Raw genomic sequence first — 16,460 nt, 5'->3', positions numbered from 1 at the left:
GCACGCCACCGGTGAGGAGAACCGACCATGATCGAGACCCGCAAGAGGACTGCCACCGGATGGCGGGGGATGATCGCAGCAACCTCTGCAGCGTTGGTCGTTGTGCTCGCACCTGCTGCCGTCGAGAGCAACGCCGCCGCGGGCGGCAACACCCGTCACGTCGTGACATGGGGTGCGAGCGCCGACCGAACCGATGGCACGATGTCGAACCAGACGGTACGAAACATCGTGCACACCAGCGTTGCGGGAGCAGACCTTCGGGTATCGCTGTCGAATGCCTTCGGCACTGCGCCGGTCACCTTCGATTCGGTGTACGTGGGTGCTGCCTCGGACGGCTCTGCGGAGGTGACCGGAAACCGGCGCGTCACGTTCGACGAGCGGACCTCGATCACGGTGCCGGCCGGCGCCGAGGTGCTGAGTGACCCTCTGCCGGGCAAGGTACGTGCCGAAAGCACGCTCGCGGTGAGCGTGCACACGAGCGGTGACCCGGGTACGGCGACCGGGCACAACGTGGCGAACCAGACCTCGTACGTCGCCACTGGCGGCGACCATGCCGGCGACGCGAGCGGACAGGCGTACGACGCGACGACCAAGCATTGGTACTGGGTCGACGGGATCGTCGTCGAGGAGCCGAAGCAGGTGGAGACAGTTGCGTTGTTCGGCGACTCGATCACCGACGGAAACGGCTCTACAGCGGGCGCGAACCGCCGGTGGCCGGACTACCTCGCCCGCCGAATGAACGATCAGCCGCGGCCGAAGCAGTTCGGCGTGATGAACGAGGGAATCTCGGGCAACAAGGTTCTCGCAGACGGCTCAGGTGTCAGCGCCCAAGCCAGATTCGACCGGGACGTCTTGTCGCAGCCCGGCGTCGAGACCGTGGTGATCCTGGAAGGGATCAACGACATCCGGCACGACATCGCAACCGAGCCGGAGGATCTCACTACTGCGTACGGACAGCTGATCAAGCGCGCTCATGCCAAGGGGCTTTGTGCGGTCGGTGCCACCTTGACGCCCTGGGAAGGCGGCAGCCTGTACAGCGAGGAGCGCAACACGCTGCGTACTGAGGTCAACCACTGGATTCGCACAAGTGGGCAGTTCGACTCGGTCATCGACTTCGACAAGGCGACCCGCGACCCCGACAACCCGAAACGATTCCTCCCGGCGTACGACAGCGGCGACCACCTGCACCCCGGCGACGAGGGCTATCAGGCGATGGCCGACACGGTCAGGCTCCGGCAACTCGACTGCAACCGCTGAGGGTTACTGACCTTCTACTTCCGGATAAGGCCTTCCGCGACGCGGTCGACTTCGACACCTGGCTCCGCGTCGAACGGTGCGCACTTACTTGATGGCAACGAACGGCGAGTATTCGTCGCAGCCTGTGCTCGCGGCGGCGGCATGCGTGGTCTCGTTGGTGTGGGCGACGATTCGGTACACGCCAGGCGCGTCAACAGCGACGGACTTCGCGTACTCACCTTGTTTGTCAACCTGGACGGTTGTTGTCGCACCAATCGGTGCGCCTTCTCCGCAGCCCGCTGCAACGGCCTCGGGTGTGGAGTCGAATGGGCCGTACCAGACGATTTCGACCGGCCATACGTCGTCTTCGGGAGGATCGTTGGACACTGTGAGTCCGACCTTGTACGGCTCACCGGTGCGCCCCGAGCGACTGCCACTGGCCTCTTGGGAGGATGCCTCGTTCGTGCTGAGCGCGAGTTCCGGTATGGCTTTGTAGATCGTGGATGCGGCGCCGCACTCGCTGGTGTATCCCGGGGCGATGACCTGCCACCAATATCGCCCGGGAGCCCCGGGCAGTGTTGTGGAGACAGGTTCGATGCCGTCCGAGGTGACGGACAGCTCACCGACCGGAGCGGGATCGCCCTGGCAACTCGGCTCGGCCTCGTCGAATGCCGTGCGGTACGCATAGACGGAGACGGTGTCGCTCGCTTCGAGGCCGGCCTGGTCGACGATGACTGTGAGAGACGATGTGTCTACGGAATCGGGGACTGACATGCGTACCCCGTCGCGGGTTCCGGCGGCCGTGCCGCTTGATCCGCTTCCACATGCGGTGAGGGGCAGCATCACAAGGATCGCGGCCGCCGCGGCCAGGTTGGTCGTGCTCATAGCGTCACTCCTCGTTCCTGCAGATACGGCTGTGGGTCTACATCCGCGCCGTCGACTCGGACCTCGAGGTGGAGATGGTCGCCGGTGACGTTGCCGGTGGCACCGACCGTCCCGATGACCTCGCCTGGTCCGACTACGTCGCCAACCGCAACGCGTTGCTCGGTTTGGTGTGCGTACCAGACCTGTACGCCGTCGTGCAGTTGGACGACCGTGAGGTTTCCGTACGCGCTGTCGTACTCCGTGCTGACGACTGTGCCGCCCGCGATGGCGTGGATTTGCGTTCCGGAGGGGCACGCCAGGTCCACGCCGGTGTGGTACGTCTGCCAGTACGGAGACGTCTCGCCCCATGTGGCCGTGATCGTGTACGGAGCCGTGATCGGCGGTGTCCATGACCCGGAGTTCTCCGTCTGCCCGGCGGCGTTGCCGTAGACGCTGACGTGGACATGGTCGCGATGCAGGCTGGTGTCGTCGGTGGCGCCCGACGGGTGTTCGTACGGCTGCCAGCCGGTCTCGTCGTCGTTGGGGCTGACCTCCCAGATTTTGGCGTCGAAGATGACGTACTTGACGCCGAGGCCTGATGCGTTGGCTTTGACCCACTCGGCGACCTTGCGTCCGTACTGACGGCCGGTATCTGTGCCGTAGTCGGGGATCATCGCGTCGACGGCACGCCCGGTCGGATGGTCGGACTCGGGGTTGTCGGGCCGTGGTGAGACTCCGGACCAAGACTCGATCTCGGGAAACTGCTCGTGAATGCAGCGCAGCACGCGCAACGCATCGGGCGTCAGACCTTGCTCGAGGTCGGGCCATGGAGACTCGGGGCAAGTCATTGCCTCGCCGTTGCCGCATTGCACTGCAATCGACTCGTCGCCGCCCATCTTGGCGACGATCTCGCGAGCGGTGTCCTCGTGGCGGCCGTACCAGGAGCCGAGCGGGTCGCCGGACCTCTGGACCGCTTGGCCGGCCTCGCCGACGGTCATCTCCTTCCAGCCTTCGATGTCGAGCAACCCAGGTTCGTTGCCGTCGCCATCGACGCCCGGCACGGTCCGGCCTCCGGTGTAGAACATCTTCGATGCCGTCGCCGGTTCGAGGCGATCGGACTCAGGAGCCCAGGCGTCGAGCTGTTGGAACAGCCCCGTTGCGGATGAGTCGTCGTTGCGGGCGTCACTGGTGAGCGTCGATTCCTGAATCGCCACGGCGACGGCGATCACCTGGCCGTATTCGGGGATGCCGAGTTGTCGGCCGGTGTCGACAATGGTCTTGGCGTTGCGCAGTTGCTCGTCGTTGAAGTCTCCGATCTGTGGAGGGGTCCACGGGAGGTCCTCGTCTGCGTCCCCTACGCCCGGGTCCGCGGCGGGAATGCAGGGGTTCGATGCCGCGGCGGTCTGCTGGCCACCGAACAGGATGACGACGAAGGTCGTGATCAGCCCGACGAAGATCAGGATCAGCGCCACAACCAGTGCGATGATCTTGGGTGCGTGCTGCTTCGCCGCCAGTGCGACGATCGGTGCCGGCATGCGCGGTCACCTCGGCGACGACTTCTGTACCGGTGGGATCACCTTCGAGACCGCCCATCCCGAGCCCGTCCTGGTGACACCGAGGACGAGTTTCCCGGTGTTGGTCGGTACGACGATCCGACCGCCCATGTCACCGAGTGAGTCGATCGTGGTCTTGCCGGTGATCTTCCTGGCTCGGATGTTCTTGGGGTTGACCGTTTTCAGAGGCTTTCGTAATGCCTCGACGGCATGAGGGGCGACCTTCGCGTACCAGGCTTTCCGGGACCGCTCGGAATGCACGTACGACTTCGCGAATGCGTACGCGGCGGCTTTGGCCTTCTGCTGCGTCTGCTTGCTCGGTGGCTGGTGGGCCGCATGGTCGTCGTTCGATTCGTCTCGTGACTCCTTCGGGTCGGTGTCGTTGGTCGGGGGCGGCGTGGTGGTTGGTGCCTGAGTCACAGGCTCGGTCGCCGGGGTATCGGTTTCGGGATGGGCCGTCACGACCTGCCAGTCCTGCCAGCCACCAGGTAGGTCGTCCGAGGCATAAGCACCTTGAGTCTCGTCGGACGGCAGAACTGGCCCGGTACCGCTCAGCTGGGTCCACCCGATCACGATCGCGATAACGGCACCCACGACGGCGCCGAGCCGACGCGGTGACCACACGAGCCAACGCCAGGTTCGTGACCACGCGAGCCGCGCGATGTCGGCGATGTCGTAGACGCTCATCGGCCGTCACCGTCCGGCGGGATGGCTGTGACGTCATTGTCGGTGTCGTCGCGGTCCGGCCGGAAGATCTCGTAGCTGAGCTCCCCGGTGCTGGTGTACTCAGGTTCGGTCAGCGTCACCTCGTGCGTCGTGTGCGTTCCTGTGGCGAGCACCGTCACCTCGGGCGAGTCAGCTCCAGGGATCTCGACGTTGAGCGGTGCGTACTCGCGGGCGGCGCCGACGTCGGCGGGTCCGTCGTTCGATACCTCCTCCTCCGCGAGGTCCGGCTCTGGCCGCCAGTGGGCCGTCGAGGGTTCCGGCTCGACGGGTGCGTCCGCCGAGGAGGCGCCGTCTCCGTCCGCCATGGGCACTGTGGGCCCGTCGAAGGAGCGGGAGTAGTCGTCTTCAGCGGCTTCACGGAAGAAGTCGGCAGGTACGAAGTCGGGTATCTCCACGTTGATGTCCGGCTCGGGCGCAGACTGCGCGTCGTCGTCGCTGTCGCTATCGCTGTCGGGCGTACGCGGACTGCCGTCCTCGCCGGGCCCATCCTCGTCGGGGCCGTCATCGCCTCCGCCGTCCGACCGACCGTCGGGACCGTCGTCGGGCCGGGTGTACGTCTCGTCGCGGTCTTCACCGGAGCCGCCAGGACGCTCTCGGTCGTCGTCGGCGTCGTCCTCCTGCGAATCGCCGCGGTTGGCCAGGGCACCGCCGATCTTTGCGCCGACGAGTCCCATCACGAGCTGGGACATTCGGCTCGTATCGCCCATACCGGCCATCTGCTCGCCGGCCTCCGAACCGCTGGCCAGCTTGGTCGGAGAACGGAACGGCTTCGACAGCTTCCAGAAGAGGACGGTGAGGATCGTCACCAGCACCAGCGCGGCGATCATCCCGGGGTCGGCTGCGATGACGCCCGCGATCACGGCCGTGTGCAAGGCCGCGATGATGCCGTAGACGGCGACGTTGATCACCGAGGCCAGCACCATGCGGAACGCGGCGATCGCGATGGATCGGCTGGCCTCGAGGATGCCTGCTAGCGCGAAGATCGGGCCGAGCATCACTGCCAACCGCATTACCAACAGCCCAGCAACCATCAGAATCTCCGCCGGAATACGGATCAGCGCGATCATCGTCATCATCAGGAATCCGATGAAGCCCTGGCCAGAGCGGTTGTACTGCTTGCCCTTCAGCGCGTCGTAGTAGCTGTCGTCCTCGTCCTCGAGGTCTTCGGCCACGTCGTTGTAGTCGTTGCGGTAGTCGTCGGAGTCGTAGTCGTCGAGATCCGCGTACGCGACGGCGCCCGCCTCGTAGAGGGTCGGGCAGTACTCCTTGCCGATGTTCTCGTTGGAGAGGGCACCGCGGCACCACAGGCGATAGAGGATCTCGTCGTGGAAGGTCGCGCCGCGCGCCTCCTCGTCGGAGAGGTCGGCGTTGCCCGTCACGTTGACGATCGATTCGTCGACGCCGCCGACTATGGACGACACGGCGTCGTCGAATGTCTGGGCGGCCTTGACCGGTCCCATCATGATCCAGCCGACCACGCCACAGGCGATGAGGATCGCGACCACGGTGTTCAGGGAGCGTCGTACCTGCTGAGTGTTTGCGTGCCAGGCGATCATGATCGCGGCCAGGATCAAGAAGACCGGTGCCCACTCGTTCCACAGGGCGCGTCGCAGGATCTCGGTGACTTTCGCGACGACCTTGTCCACTGGCTCGAGCAGCTCACCGGGATCGAGCGCCCACTCGTGTAGCTGCGTCATCGATGACGACTCGACTGTGGCGGTGCCCATGCCGAGGTTTCCGAAGAACGTGTCGAGTACGGCGATGGGGTCGGCTACAGCATCGGGACCGGTGCCTAGGTCGCAGGTGTACCACTTGAGCCCTGCCCAGCCGTACTCGCCGTAGTACGTCTTACCCGACGGGTTCGCGATCGGATCGTCGATCAGGCCCGGCACTCCGGATCCGGCAGCGTTGGGCACCCCGCTCGGCTTGCAGTCGGCGGCTTGGGCGGTCGATGATCCCAGCGGACCGAGTACGACAGCGAGGACGAGACCGCCGACCACCAGCAGCCGCACCACCCAGCCCCTTGACATCAGGCTGCCTTCCGCGTGGAGTCAGGAGTGGTCATCAACGCCTCGTACACGTGCGGATGCGCCTGCAGGTCGGCGAGGACCTTCTCGACACGGTCGCCGATGCGGGCGACATACTCCCGACGCTCCGCCGGGTCGGGCTCCTGGGTGATCGGTACTTTCACCACCCGACCGTCGAGCCGCAGCGTCAGCTCGCGTTGGCGCTTCGCCCTGTTCGGTTGGCTTCGCGCGCTATGACTCTTCTTCCGGCCACGGTCGATCGCGCGTTGAGACAGCTTGTTGAGAACCTTTACGTACGACTCCTCCTCGGCGACGCCGAGGAGCTTGAGCGATGCCGGTGCCGTGACGTCGCCGGACGTACGACCGACCAGAACCGATCCGACGAGGTTGGCGAGATTGTCGAGATCCCAATGCGTCGGGTTCTGCGATGCGAGGATCACCGCGTTGTTGTGCTTGCGGGAGTCGGTCGAGGACTTGTCCGCGAGGTGGCGGCCGCTGTCGAACAGCGACAGTACGTGGCCCTCGTCTATGAACAAGCCCTTACGGACGTTCGCATCGCCTTCGTAGATGGACCGTTGAGTGAGCCACGCCGCCAGATTGAACAGGGTGATGCTCATCCGCTCCTCGTCGCCCGGAGCCGTGAGCTGCTTACCGGTCGGGATCTTCAAGCCTGCTAGCGAGTACACCCGTAGGCGGGGCACGGCGCGGTGGGTCGCTGAGCGTGCGTCCTTGTGGTCGTTCTCGTACCCGGCGGGGAAGATGAGCTTGCCGCGCGGAGTTTCGGCCAGCTCGGACAGTTGGTCGTGGATGTCACGTGCAAGGACGCGATGTTTTGCGGTGAGGTCGGCCTCGACTTTTCCCTCCGCGATGTCGCGCAGCCGACTCAGGACCAGATGCGGCGACGCCGTCGGGGCGCCGCCGACGGCCCTGATTGCACGGCCGAGAACCGACTCTGTCTCGGTGTTGTCCCGGGTCGCGTCGGGGAGCATCGTACGAAGGGTGTCGCGGCACAGCGACTTGCGGATCGCGGCGGCCTCTTGGCGTGCCTCTTGCCATTCGTCCTTTGTGTCGAAGTGCTCCAGTTTGGGCTCGGCGACGACACGGTACGGCGAGAGCTCGCCATTGCGGCCGTGCAACAGATTGACGTAGTCCGCGTACTCCGCAAGCTCGGGGAGCTCGCACAGCGACCCGAGCCGCCCCGACGGGTCGAGGACCGTCCAGCTGGCGCCGAGCATGGTCGTCCGGTACACGATCGCACCGCCGAGCATGGACTTGCCCGACCCCAGTGTTCCGCTGAGCATAGTGAGACCCGATGCGTTCGCGTACTCCATGTTGAGCCACGGGTGCCAGACAACGGCACGTTTACTGGTGCCCGAAGTGGGGCCGACGAACGGTCCGATCCGATCTCCGATCTCGGCTGCGACCGCTGGCAGAGCTGCCGCCAGGGCCGTCACGGACATGCGTCGCCGAGCCGCGGTGTTCGCGAGGGGCTCGCCGGGGATGAACTCGCGTCCGGTACGCAGCTGGTCGGCGTTGTGCCACCAGTTCACCGATCGGCCGTAGAGCTTCTTCACTGCCGCGACGCGTCGCAAGGCTTCTTCTTCGGTGTCACCCCAGACGGCGAGCCGGTACCAGCCCTCGGTGCGTACGGCGGTTCCACCGAGGCCTTCGGAGACGTCGTCCTCGATCGCGAGCGCTTGCGCGCGCTGTCGCTTCAGCGACTCCGGCGGGTCGATCTGATGGTCGGATACGTAGTGCTCGAACTGGTCGCGGATCTTGTCCATCTGCGAGCGCAGCTTCCCGACCACCTGGTCAGTGGGAAGTATCTCGACCCGCGCGGACCATTCAACCGGGAAGGGGAGACGATCGGTGCGCTGCATCCAGCCACCGCCCGGCTTTTGGGGGATCGTCGTCGGCTGCATCCGCCCCATGGTCAACACGGCGACATGGCGGGTGACCCGCTGACCGTTCGGGCCATCCCCCGTGACCTGGAAGGTTCGACCTCCAGGCAGTGCGGTCCAGTCGGCGCGTTCACTCAGCTCGGGCAGGTCCTCGTCGTCGTAGTCGCCGACGACGGAGTGCTCCACCGGGGGCACCGGCATCCCAAGACATACCGAACGACGTAGCAGCCACTCGACGTCGATCTCGCTTGCCGGACGTGCGTCCAAACCGTAGGTGCTGACCTTCTCGGTGACCTCGCGTGCCTTGTCCGCGAGAGCATGGATCTCGCGCCGGGGGTCGCGCGGGTAACGACGATGCTTCGCGATCCGAACACCGAGGTACACGTACTTGTCGGCTAACGACAGCCCGTGCATCTGGCGTTGTTCGCGATCGAGGAAATCCGACACCCCTGGCAACGGCTCCCCATGCGTCTTCGCGTCGTGGAACGTGTCCTCCGCCCAACGGCGGATCGGGTACGGCCGGGTCGAGACGCGCCAGTAGAGGCGGAGGCCCACCAAGTCGCCGAGTGCCGCCGCGGCTGAGCCGATCTGGTTCTCGACATCAGAGTGGGGACGAAAGCTCGTCGAGAACGGCTCGACGACGAACCACAGCACGACCTCGTTCATCGTCAGGTGTGCGTTACCAACGGTGGCGCGTAGTGCCATCCGCTGGGAGTACGTACGCTCCCGGCGGCTGCCCTTCTTCTCAAGCCGTCGAGCTTTGCGCTCGGCGCGACTTGCTTCCTTCTTGGATCGCCGCGTCTCGCGGTCGGTTTTGCTTCCAGACCAGGTCAACCGGTGCATCTCAGTGCTCCTCGCGGTTGCGCTGCCACCAGCGACGGCGAGGCTCCGCGCCTGCGGGCCACCGCTGGATGCGCAGCTTGACGATGTGTCGCTCGTGTCGCTGTGGCTGCGGTCGTGGCGCCGTCAGCTCGTGCCACCCCATGACCGGCAGCGTTACCAAGGGACGGTCGGAGTCGAGACGCTTCATGACGTGGATTGTCAGGAATATCGACGAGAAGAACGCTGCGGCGACCGTCGACGCGTTGATCGGGAAGATCTGGAACGTGACGAAGCCGATCAGAAGCACCATCACGAGCCACACGCCATAGGCGCGGTAGGTGGCACGCCACGGCACCCGGCGCCCTTTCGGTCCCAGATATACGCGGTCGACGCGGTAGAGCTCGTCGTCGGTGTGGATACGCACGACTCGGCCCGACTCAGGTGAAGAGGTTCGCGACCCAGGTGCTGACGTGATCGATCTGGCTGGCGAGACCGACGACGCCGAGTCCGAGGATGACCAACCCGGCTGCCGTTACCGCCTTTCGTACCGACCCGTTCAGTGCGAACACACAGATGGTGATGCCCGCGACGATGATGACGATGAAGAGGATGTTGTTGGTGAGGAAGTCACCGATCTCCTGGCCTTTGAACATGATGTGAGCCCTAACTCGTGCGAGACGGATTCAAAGGTTGCTGCGGGTGGGTACGCAGCCAGACTGTCCCGAGACCCACGTGTTCTTTGAGGCTGCGATCAGGCGCTACGGAGGGTGCCGCGACCGCGGCGTGCGCAGCATCGTGTCCCCGACGAAGGAACCTCGGACGACGAATCGAGCCATGAGAGCATCACCGCAACACAGCCATCACGGCGCGGGCGACAAGACCCTTGCGCTCGGGGCGAATGACCACGCGCGGTTGCGCACGCAGCAGCGGATCAGTGCGTCCCGGCCAGCGGGCAGTCAGCGACTCGCCGACGCCCTTCTCCAGCCGCATGACGACACGATCACGCCACGCCGAGTCATCGACCTCGCACTCGGGCGGCAGCGAGATGGTCATTTTGCGCGGGCGTACACCGAACCAGCGCCGAACTCGGAGGTGGCTGCTCTTGTACGTCCTCGGCATGACCGGACGAACCGCTGAAGCGTACCTACGGAGCAGGTAGTCGCGCCGTTTGCGGATGCGCCGTGCGATCACCAACATCCCGATGGCGAAGGCCAGGATGACCGCCACGGGGAGTATGAGCGAACGTAGGCGGGATCCGGTGTCGGCGACCTGCGTACCTGCGTCAGCGGGCTGCCACGACGAGAGGAGCTCTCGTGCGAGGAAGACCGCGACCGCTCCAACGAACACGAGTAGGACCAGTTCGTAGGGAGACAAACCTCCGCCGTGACCGCCCGAGCCGCTTCCGTGTGTCGAGGCTGCCATGGTGATCTCCCGCCTACTCTGATGTTGATTGTTCCCAGATTCGGCCGCTTGTCAATCACGGCGAGTAGTCAAACTTTTCACAATCGACACGATGGCAGGGTGTTGGAGCGGTCTATGCGTGAGTCGCTGGAACCCTTTGCGTACAGAGCTTCTCGCGTTTTCGATGGTGACAGCGGGGCGTTGTTGCCCCGGTATCCTGGGGGCTACGGTGTGTGAAGGCCTTCACAATCGGTGATGGCTTCAGAGTCGCGTGATTGAGGGAGTGGCCGCCCGAAACCTGCTGCGATCGGGTGCGGAGAAATCTCTAATCCCGAGACGGCCGGCCGGCGACTGTGCGGTAACCGTGACGCCACTGAGTCACGCCTCCCAGCGAAGGTTTCGCGTCACGACCGTGTCGCGAGAGTTTGGAGCAAAGGGGTTCCGCGGCCAGATTTTGTGTCTGGCTCGCGGAAACTGCTGCGCCTCCGGCAGGATTCGAACCTGCGACACCCGCTTTAGGAGAGCGGTGCTCTATCCCCTGAGCTACGGAGGCCAGTTGACCAGCCAAGCGTAGCGGCCTTGGTCGGATTCGACGGCACCGGACGGCGCGCCACGCTGAGCCGCACGTTTCAGCCTCAGAATCGCGATTTTTGGGGCTGAAACGTGCGGGCCAGCGGGCGGGCGGCCCAGTGCGCGGGTGGGCCAGCGGGCGGGTCAGTCGAGGGGCGGGCGGCCCATCAGCGACCTAGGGGTCGGAGGAGTGGCCGGGGAAGACGTGGGCGTCCGGGTCGATCACGACGGCGGCGTTGTTGACTGCGGTGGCGGCCTCGCCGAAGCCGACCGCGATGAGCTTGACCTTGCCGTCGTACTCGACGATGTCGCCGGCGGCGAAGACCCGCGGAAGGTTCGTACGCATCGCCTGGTCGGTGACGATGTGGCGCTTGCGCTGCTCGAGACCCCAACGGGTGAACGGACCCAGGTCGGCCTTGAACCCGAGCGCAGCGACGACCGCCTGTACCTCGAGGCGCTCACGTACGCCGTCGTCGGCGTTGCAGAAGATCTCTGCCGCCTCGATCCGGTCGCCGCCGTGCAGTCGTGCGACCTCGTACGGGACGAGCATTCGTACCGATGACGCGCGTACCTTGTCGACGGTGCCCTGGTGCGCACGGAACCGCTCGCGGCGATGGATCAGCGTCACCGAACGCGCAGTGGGCTCGAGGCTGAGGGCCCAGTCGAACGCCGAGTCGCCGCCTCCCACGATGAGCACGTCGAGGTCGTCGAGCTCGGACAGATTCGGTACGAAGTACATCAGCCCGTGCTTCTCGAAGCTCTCGGCATCCGGGAGCGGGCGCGGGGTGAACGTGCCGATGCCCCCGGTGATCAGCACCGTACGCGCCTCGACGACGTGACCGCGGTGCGTTGTGACCTCGACATGGTCGTCCTTGACCGAGAGCTCCTCCGCACGGTGTCCGAGCAGGTACGCCGGGTCGGCGGACGCAGCCTGCTTGACCAGGTCATCGACGAGATCCTGACCCTTGATCGCGGGCAGGCCGGCCACGTCGTAAATGAGTTTCTCGGGATAGAGCGCCGAAACCTGTCCACCCGGCTCCGGCAGCGAGTCGAGCACCGCGACGCTGAACCCGCGGAAGCCCGCGTAGTAGGCACCGTAGAGCCCAGCGGGCCCGGCGCCGATGATCAGCATGTCGTATCGCCCTGGGGAGTCGGCCATACCGCTGGATCCTACGCAGCAGGCGTACGTCCGGCGAGCCGAGAACGTCATGCGTTCGCATCGCCGATGTGCTCCGTTGTGACGCCAGTCACTGTTACGTTGTCGCTGTGTTGACGACCGCGGGGGCGGGAGGAGGCTCGAAGATGACTGTCGTATTGCCAGCACGAGTGGCGAACCCACAGGGAGCGACGTACCGCGCGCGAGTCGTGTACGCCGCCGCGCGTACCGTCGCTCGTCCGGTGCTTCGGGCGTGGCCGATCAGCGTGCCCGGTTTCGTCGCCGCCTCTGCGCTGGACGTCGCAATGCGGTTCACGCCCAAGCCGCGTTACGCAGACGTCGAACGCGTCGACTTCGACGGGTTCAAAGGCGAGTGGGTACGCGCGGGGGAGACCGACGACGATGCCCCCATCCTCTACTTCCACGGCGGCGCGTTCGTCTTCTGCGGACTCAACACCCACCGTCGAGGAGTCGCTCGGCTCGCCGAGGCGAGTGGCCGACCCGTCCTGTCCGTCGCGTATCGCCAGCTCCCCGCCGCTCCGATATCGCGCTCGATCGCCGACTGCCTCGAGGCGTACGAACTGCTGCTCGAACAGGGTTGTGATCCCGAGCGGATCACGCTCGCCGGCGACTCGGCAGGCGGTTACCTGGTGTTTGCGGTCGCGCTTGCCGCGCGTGAGGCCGGGCTGCCGTTGCCGGGCGGTCTGGTGGCGCTCTCGCCGTTGCTCGACTTCTACTCGAAGGAGATGCTCACGCATCCCAACCTGCGGCGCGACGCGTACTTGCCCGGTACGCGGATCGCGCGACTCGCTGAGGCCTTCGCATCCGGCGGCGAGCCGATCGACCCTGAGAGCGCGCCGTTGCAGCAGGACGTTGCCGGACTGCCGCCGGCGATGATCGTGGTCGCGGCGTCGGAGGTATTGCGCGTCGACGCCGAGGCGATGGCCGCTCGGCTGACCGAGGCGGGCGTGCCGTGCAGTCTGAAGATGTGGCGTGGTCAGGTACACGCGTTTCCCGTGCTCGGCAATCTGGTCCCGGAGAGCCGTGCGGCGATCGCAGATATCGCGTCGTTCGTACGCCGGATCTGACGACGTCAGATCTGCGCGAGGCGCGCCTCGAGTACGCGCTCGGTCTTCGTACGCGCCATGCCGCGCGGGTCAACCAGGTGATGGATGGCCAGGCCGTCGGCCAACGCGATGAGCTCGGCCGCGGTCGTCGCCGAGTCCAGGTCGTCGATCTCGACGAGGAGGTCCGCGACCAGGCGCCGAAGCAACCGATGGCCCTTGCGGATCGCTGCCGCCGACCCCGATCCGTCCGTGTCGTACGCGGCGAGCCGGAACCACGCGATCGCCTCGGTACGACGCACCGTGTCGAGCGGGAGCAGTTCACGTAGCACGGCGTGGAGTGCCGTTCGAGGGTCAGCCAGATCGACCGCACGCAGACGGTCGGCGAAGCGTTCGGTCATCGACGTCACTGCCAGGGTGATCATGTCGTCCTTGTCGCGGGCGTAGTGCGCGAGCACTCCGGTCGACCAGCCCGATACTGCCGCGATCTTACGCACGGTCAGGCGTTCGAGACCGTCACTCGCGATCAGGTCGAGGACGGCGTCACCGATCTCGAGGCGGCGCTGGTCGTGGTCGACGATCTTTGGCATGCGTTCCACCCTACTGTATTATTTCGGACGCTCGTAATAAAAAGGGGGATTGTTGTGATCATCGGATTCGTCATCGGTGGCGAGATCGCGTTCTGGGTTCTGTTGCTCGCCGGTCTTGTTGCTCGTTACGTGTTGCGGATGCGGCGCACCAGCTCCGTGCTGCTGATCGCCACGCCGTTCGTCGACCTCGTGCTGCTGACCGCGACCGCCATCGATCTGCGCAACGGTTCGGAGCCTTCTGCGGCTCACGGTCTCGCCGCCGCGTACCTCGGCTTCTCGGTCGCGTTCGGTCCGAGTCTTATCCGTTGGGCCGACGCGCACTTCGCGCACCGCTTCGTCGGTGGGCAGAAGCCGGCCAAGCCTCCAGCCTCGGGTAGCTGGGGTCGAGTCCGCTACGAATGGGTGCAATGGCTGCGCATGTTTGCGGCCGCAGCGATTTCGTCCGTGCTCCTGCTCATTGCCATCTGGTACGTAGGCGACAACGCGAGCACCGATCAGCTGTGGCAGTGGATGGGGCTGCTCGGTGTCATCACCGGGATCTGGCTGGTCGTGGCGCCGGTGTGGGAGACCGCGAAGGCCTCTGCAACGCCCGGCGCGAGACAGTCTTAGCGCCGCCCCCGTCGACGGCGCTACGACGGCGATCACGCTGCGGTGATCAACCCGATGCCGAGCGTCGCGAGCCCGGCTGTCAGGAAGCCTGCTCCGGTCGGGATCAGCACCCACCACCGCGATGGTGTCGTGCGGTCTTTGCCCATCGAGCTGAAGAAGAACCCGGCCGGCATCACGATCGCCGCGATCGGAACTCCCGTGCGCGCGAGCCACGCCCAGAAACCGTCGAGCGTCGTCGCGTCGGTCAGCACCGCAGTCACGATGCCGAGGGTCACGAACATTCCGGCGTGGCCGTGCCCCGCCCGCGCGTACGACTTCTGGAACTCGGTTGCGGGCGCCTTGCCGCGGGAGAGCGCGGTCAGGTACGCGCCGCCGGACTCGACGGTGATCAGGGCGAGCAGCAGGATGCCCGCGAGCGTGCGGGCCTCGGAGCTGAGTTCCAGCATGGTTCCCTCCAGTTCTATGACACTGTTATAAAAACACTGTTACGGTACGCTGTCAAGTATGGGACGACCACGGATACACGACGAGGCGCTGAGGGGTCGGCTGCTCGACCTGGCGGCCGCCGAGGTCGCGAGCGGCGGCATGGACGCCCTGTCGGTACGCTCACTTGCTCGGCAAGCCGGTACGTCGACAACCGCGGTGTACACGTTGTTCGGAGGCATGCCGGGGCTGATGGAGCAGCTGTTCGCAAAGGCCTTCGGACGACTCGGTGCGGGCCAGCGCGCCGTCGGCGCAAGTACGGATCCGGTCGCCGACGTCATCGCGCTCGGCCGCGCGTACCGTGAGTCCGCCCTGGCCGACCCGAACGCGTACCGGATGATGTTCGGCGTCCACGCCGTCGGCGACCACCTCCCATCGGCTGTCGGTGACGAAGCAGCGATGACCTTCGAGCCGCTCGTCGACGCCGTACGAAGGGCCGTCGATTCCGGGCGATTCCCTTCGTCACCCGATGTCAACGCGATCGCAACCGCTCTGTGGGCCAACGTGCACGGCCTGGTGAGCGTCGAGCTCGGCGCGTTCCGGCCACCCGCCGCAACCGACCCGGCGGACTTCTTCGACCATGCCGCGCGGACGTACGTCGAGGGTTGGTGCGCACAAGCCTGACCCACTGCCGCGGGCCTGCGATACTGCCACTATGAGCGAACCCAAGCCCGTGGAGTCGTGGCTGACCGATATGGACGGCGTCCTCGTACAGGAGGAGAAGGCCATCCCTGGTGCGGCCGAGTTCATCGAGCGGTTGGGCACTGCCGGCAAGCGATTCCTGATCCTCACCAACAACTCGATCTATACGCCGCGCGACCTGCGAGCACGGCTCGCGGCATCCGGCCTCGACGTTCCCGAGTCGGCGATCTGGACCTCCGCTCTTGCCACGGCGCAGTTCCTCGACGACCAGCGCCCCGAAGGCTCGGCGTACGTGATCGGCGAGGCGGGGATGACCACCGCGCTGCACAACATCGGCTACGTGATGACCCAGCGCGATCCCGACTACGTCGTGCTCGGCGAGACCCGTACGTACTCGTTCGAGGCCATCACTCGAGCGATCCAGCTGATCGAGGGCGGCGCTCGCTTCATCGCGACGAACCCCGACGCCACCGGACCCTCACCGACCGGGCCGATGCCGGCGACCGGCTCGGTGGCCGCGCTCATCACCAAGGCGACCGGTGTCGATCCGTACTTCGTCGGAAAGCCGAACCCGCTGATGATGCGCAGCGCGTTGAACCAGATCGAAGCGCATTCGGAGACGACCGTCATGATCGGCGACCGGATGGACACCGACATCATCGCCGGGCTCGAAGCCGGGATGCGCAGCGTGCTCGTGCTCAGCGGCAGCACCCGGCGCGAGCAGATCGAGCGGTTCCCGTACCGTCCGTGGAAGGTCGCGGACTCGATCGCCGACCTCGTCGAAACCGTCTGAAAGAACGAATCAGGAGCAAGCAC

16 protein-coding genes and 1 tRNA gene are annotated in these 16,460 nt (G+C 65.7%); 5 read left to right on the top strand and 12 right to left on the bottom strand.

Features of this window, described 5'->3' with window-relative positions:
- The first annotated feature begins 27 nt into the window (after positions 1–27).
- Positions 28–1,257 (top strand): SGNH/GDSL hydrolase family protein, encoded by a 1,230-nt coding sequence (locus MU582_18460; GenBank protein UPK74396.1) that lies wholly within the window; start codon positions 28–30, stop codon positions 1,255–1,257.
- An 84-nt stretch (positions 1,258–1,341) separates the two neighbouring features.
- On the opposite strand, the gene MU582_18455 is transcribed toward MU582_18460, so the two are convergent.
- The 10 genes from MU582_18455 to MU582_18410 all read right to left on the bottom strand — a co-directional run bounded on the left by MU582_18455 (position 1,342) and on the right by MU582_18410 (position 12,259).
- Positions 1,342–2,121 carry a hypothetical protein gene (locus tag MU582_18455; protein UPK74395.1) on the bottom strand — a complete coding sequence of 260 codons (780 nt, stop codon included), beginning with the start codon at positions 2,119–2,121 and terminating at the stop codon, positions 1,342–1,344.
- Complete coding sequence (locus MU582_18450; protein UPK74394.1) at positions 2,118–3,635, bottom strand: M23 family metallopeptidase; 1,518 nt, start codon at positions 3,633–3,635, stop codon at positions 2,118–2,120. Before MU582_18450 ends, MU582_18455 begins: the two co-directional genes overlap by 4 nt.
- Before the next feature lie 6 nt (positions 3,636–3,641).
- A complete protein-coding gene (locus MU582_18445) occupies positions 3,642–4,340 on the bottom strand; it encodes a hypothetical protein (GenBank protein ID UPK74393.1) in 699 nt (232 codons plus the stop codon).
- Entirely contained in the window at positions 4,337–6,409 is a 2,073-nt protein-coding gene (locus MU582_18440) for a type IV secretion system protein (GenBank protein UPK74392.1), read from the bottom strand. Before MU582_18440 ends, MU582_18445 begins: the two co-directional genes overlap by 4 nt.
- Complete coding sequence (locus MU582_18435) at positions 6,409–9,150, bottom strand: ATP-binding protein (protein ID UPK74391.1); 2,742 nt, start codon at positions 9,148–9,150, stop codon at positions 6,409–6,411. The genes MU582_18440 and MU582_18435 overlap by 1 nt, the downstream gene beginning before the upstream one ends.
- Position 9,151: 1 nt before the next feature.
- Complete coding sequence (locus MU582_18430) at positions 9,152–9,553, bottom strand: hypothetical protein (GenBank protein ID UPK74390.1); 402 nt, start codon at positions 9,551–9,553, stop codon at positions 9,152–9,154.
- 13 nt (positions 9,554–9,566) lie between these two features.
- Positions 9,567–9,782, bottom strand: a complete 216-nt coding sequence (locus MU582_18425) for a hypothetical protein (GenBank protein ID UPK74389.1) — start codon at positions 9,780–9,782, stop codon at positions 9,567–9,569.
- Positions 9,783–9,972: 190 nt separating this feature from the next.
- Positions 9,973–10,551 carry a hypothetical protein gene (locus MU582_18420; GenBank protein UPK74388.1) on the bottom strand — a complete coding sequence of 193 codons (579 nt, stop codon included), beginning with the start codon at positions 10,549–10,551 and terminating at the stop codon, positions 9,973–9,975.
- A 459-nt stretch (positions 10,552–11,010) separates the two neighbouring features.
- Positions 11,011–11,083, bottom strand: a tRNA-Arg gene (locus MU582_18415).
- Between the two features lie 192 nt (positions 11,084–11,275).
- Entirely contained in the window at positions 11,276–12,259 is a 984-nt protein-coding gene (locus MU582_18410) for an NAD(P)/FAD-dependent oxidoreductase (GenBank protein ID UPK74387.1), read from the bottom strand.
- A gap of 143 nt (positions 12,260–12,402) precedes the next feature.
- On the opposite strand from MU582_18410, the gene MU582_18405 reads away from it, so the two are divergent.
- On the top strand, positions 12,403–13,344 hold the full coding sequence (locus tag MU582_18405; GenBank protein ID UPK74386.1) for an alpha/beta hydrolase: 942 nt from the start codon (positions 12,403–12,405) through the stop codon (positions 13,342–13,344).
- Positions 13,345–13,349: 5 nt separating this feature from the next.
- On the opposite strand, the gene MU582_18400 is transcribed toward MU582_18405, so the two are convergent.
- The gene (locus tag MU582_18400; protein ID UPK74385.1) at positions 13,350–13,910 is read right to left on the bottom strand and encodes a TetR family transcriptional regulator C-terminal domain-containing protein; all 561 of its coding nucleotides are present in this window, start codon (positions 13,908–13,910) and stop codon (positions 13,350–13,352) included.
- Positions 13,911–13,964: 54 nt separating this feature from the next.
- Here MU582_18400 and MU582_18395 point away from each other — a divergent pair, with 54 nt between their 5' ends.
- Positions 13,965–14,519: a hypothetical protein gene (locus MU582_18395; GenBank protein ID UPK74384.1), complete on the top strand. Its 555-nt coding sequence runs from the start codon at positions 13,965–13,967 to the stop codon at positions 14,517–14,519.
- Positions 14,520–14,551: 32 nt separating this feature from the next.
- Here MU582_18395 and MU582_18390 read toward each other — a convergent pair whose 3' ends face one another.
- Positions 14,552–14,965 (bottom strand): hypothetical protein, encoded by a 414-nt coding sequence (locus MU582_18390; protein UPK74383.1) that lies wholly within the window; start codon positions 14,963–14,965, stop codon positions 14,552–14,554.
- A 58-nt stretch (positions 14,966–15,023) separates the two neighbouring features.
- Here MU582_18390 and MU582_18385 point away from each other — a divergent pair, with 58 nt between their 5' ends.
- Both MU582_18385 and MU582_18380 read left to right on the top strand, forming a co-directional pair.
- Positions 15,024–15,626, top strand: a complete 603-nt coding sequence (locus MU582_18385; protein UPK74382.1) for a TetR/AcrR family transcriptional regulator — start codon at positions 15,024–15,026, stop codon at positions 15,624–15,626.
- Positions 15,583–16,437 carry an HAD-IIA family hydrolase gene (locus tag MU582_18380; GenBank protein UPK74381.1) on the top strand — a complete coding sequence of 285 codons (855 nt, stop codon included), beginning with the start codon at positions 15,583–15,585 and terminating at the stop codon, positions 16,435–16,437. Before MU582_18385 ends, MU582_18380 begins: the two co-directional genes overlap by 44 nt.
- The last annotated feature ends 23 nt before the right edge of the window (positions 16,438–16,460 follow it).

The sequence above is a fragment of the Nocardioidaceae bacterium SCSIO 66511 genome, from assembly GCA_023100825.1.
GTDB lineage: Bacteria > Actinomycetota > Actinomycetes > Propionibacteriales > Nocardioidaceae > Solicola.
This window is presented reverse-complemented; position numbering and strand designations above follow the sequence as displayed.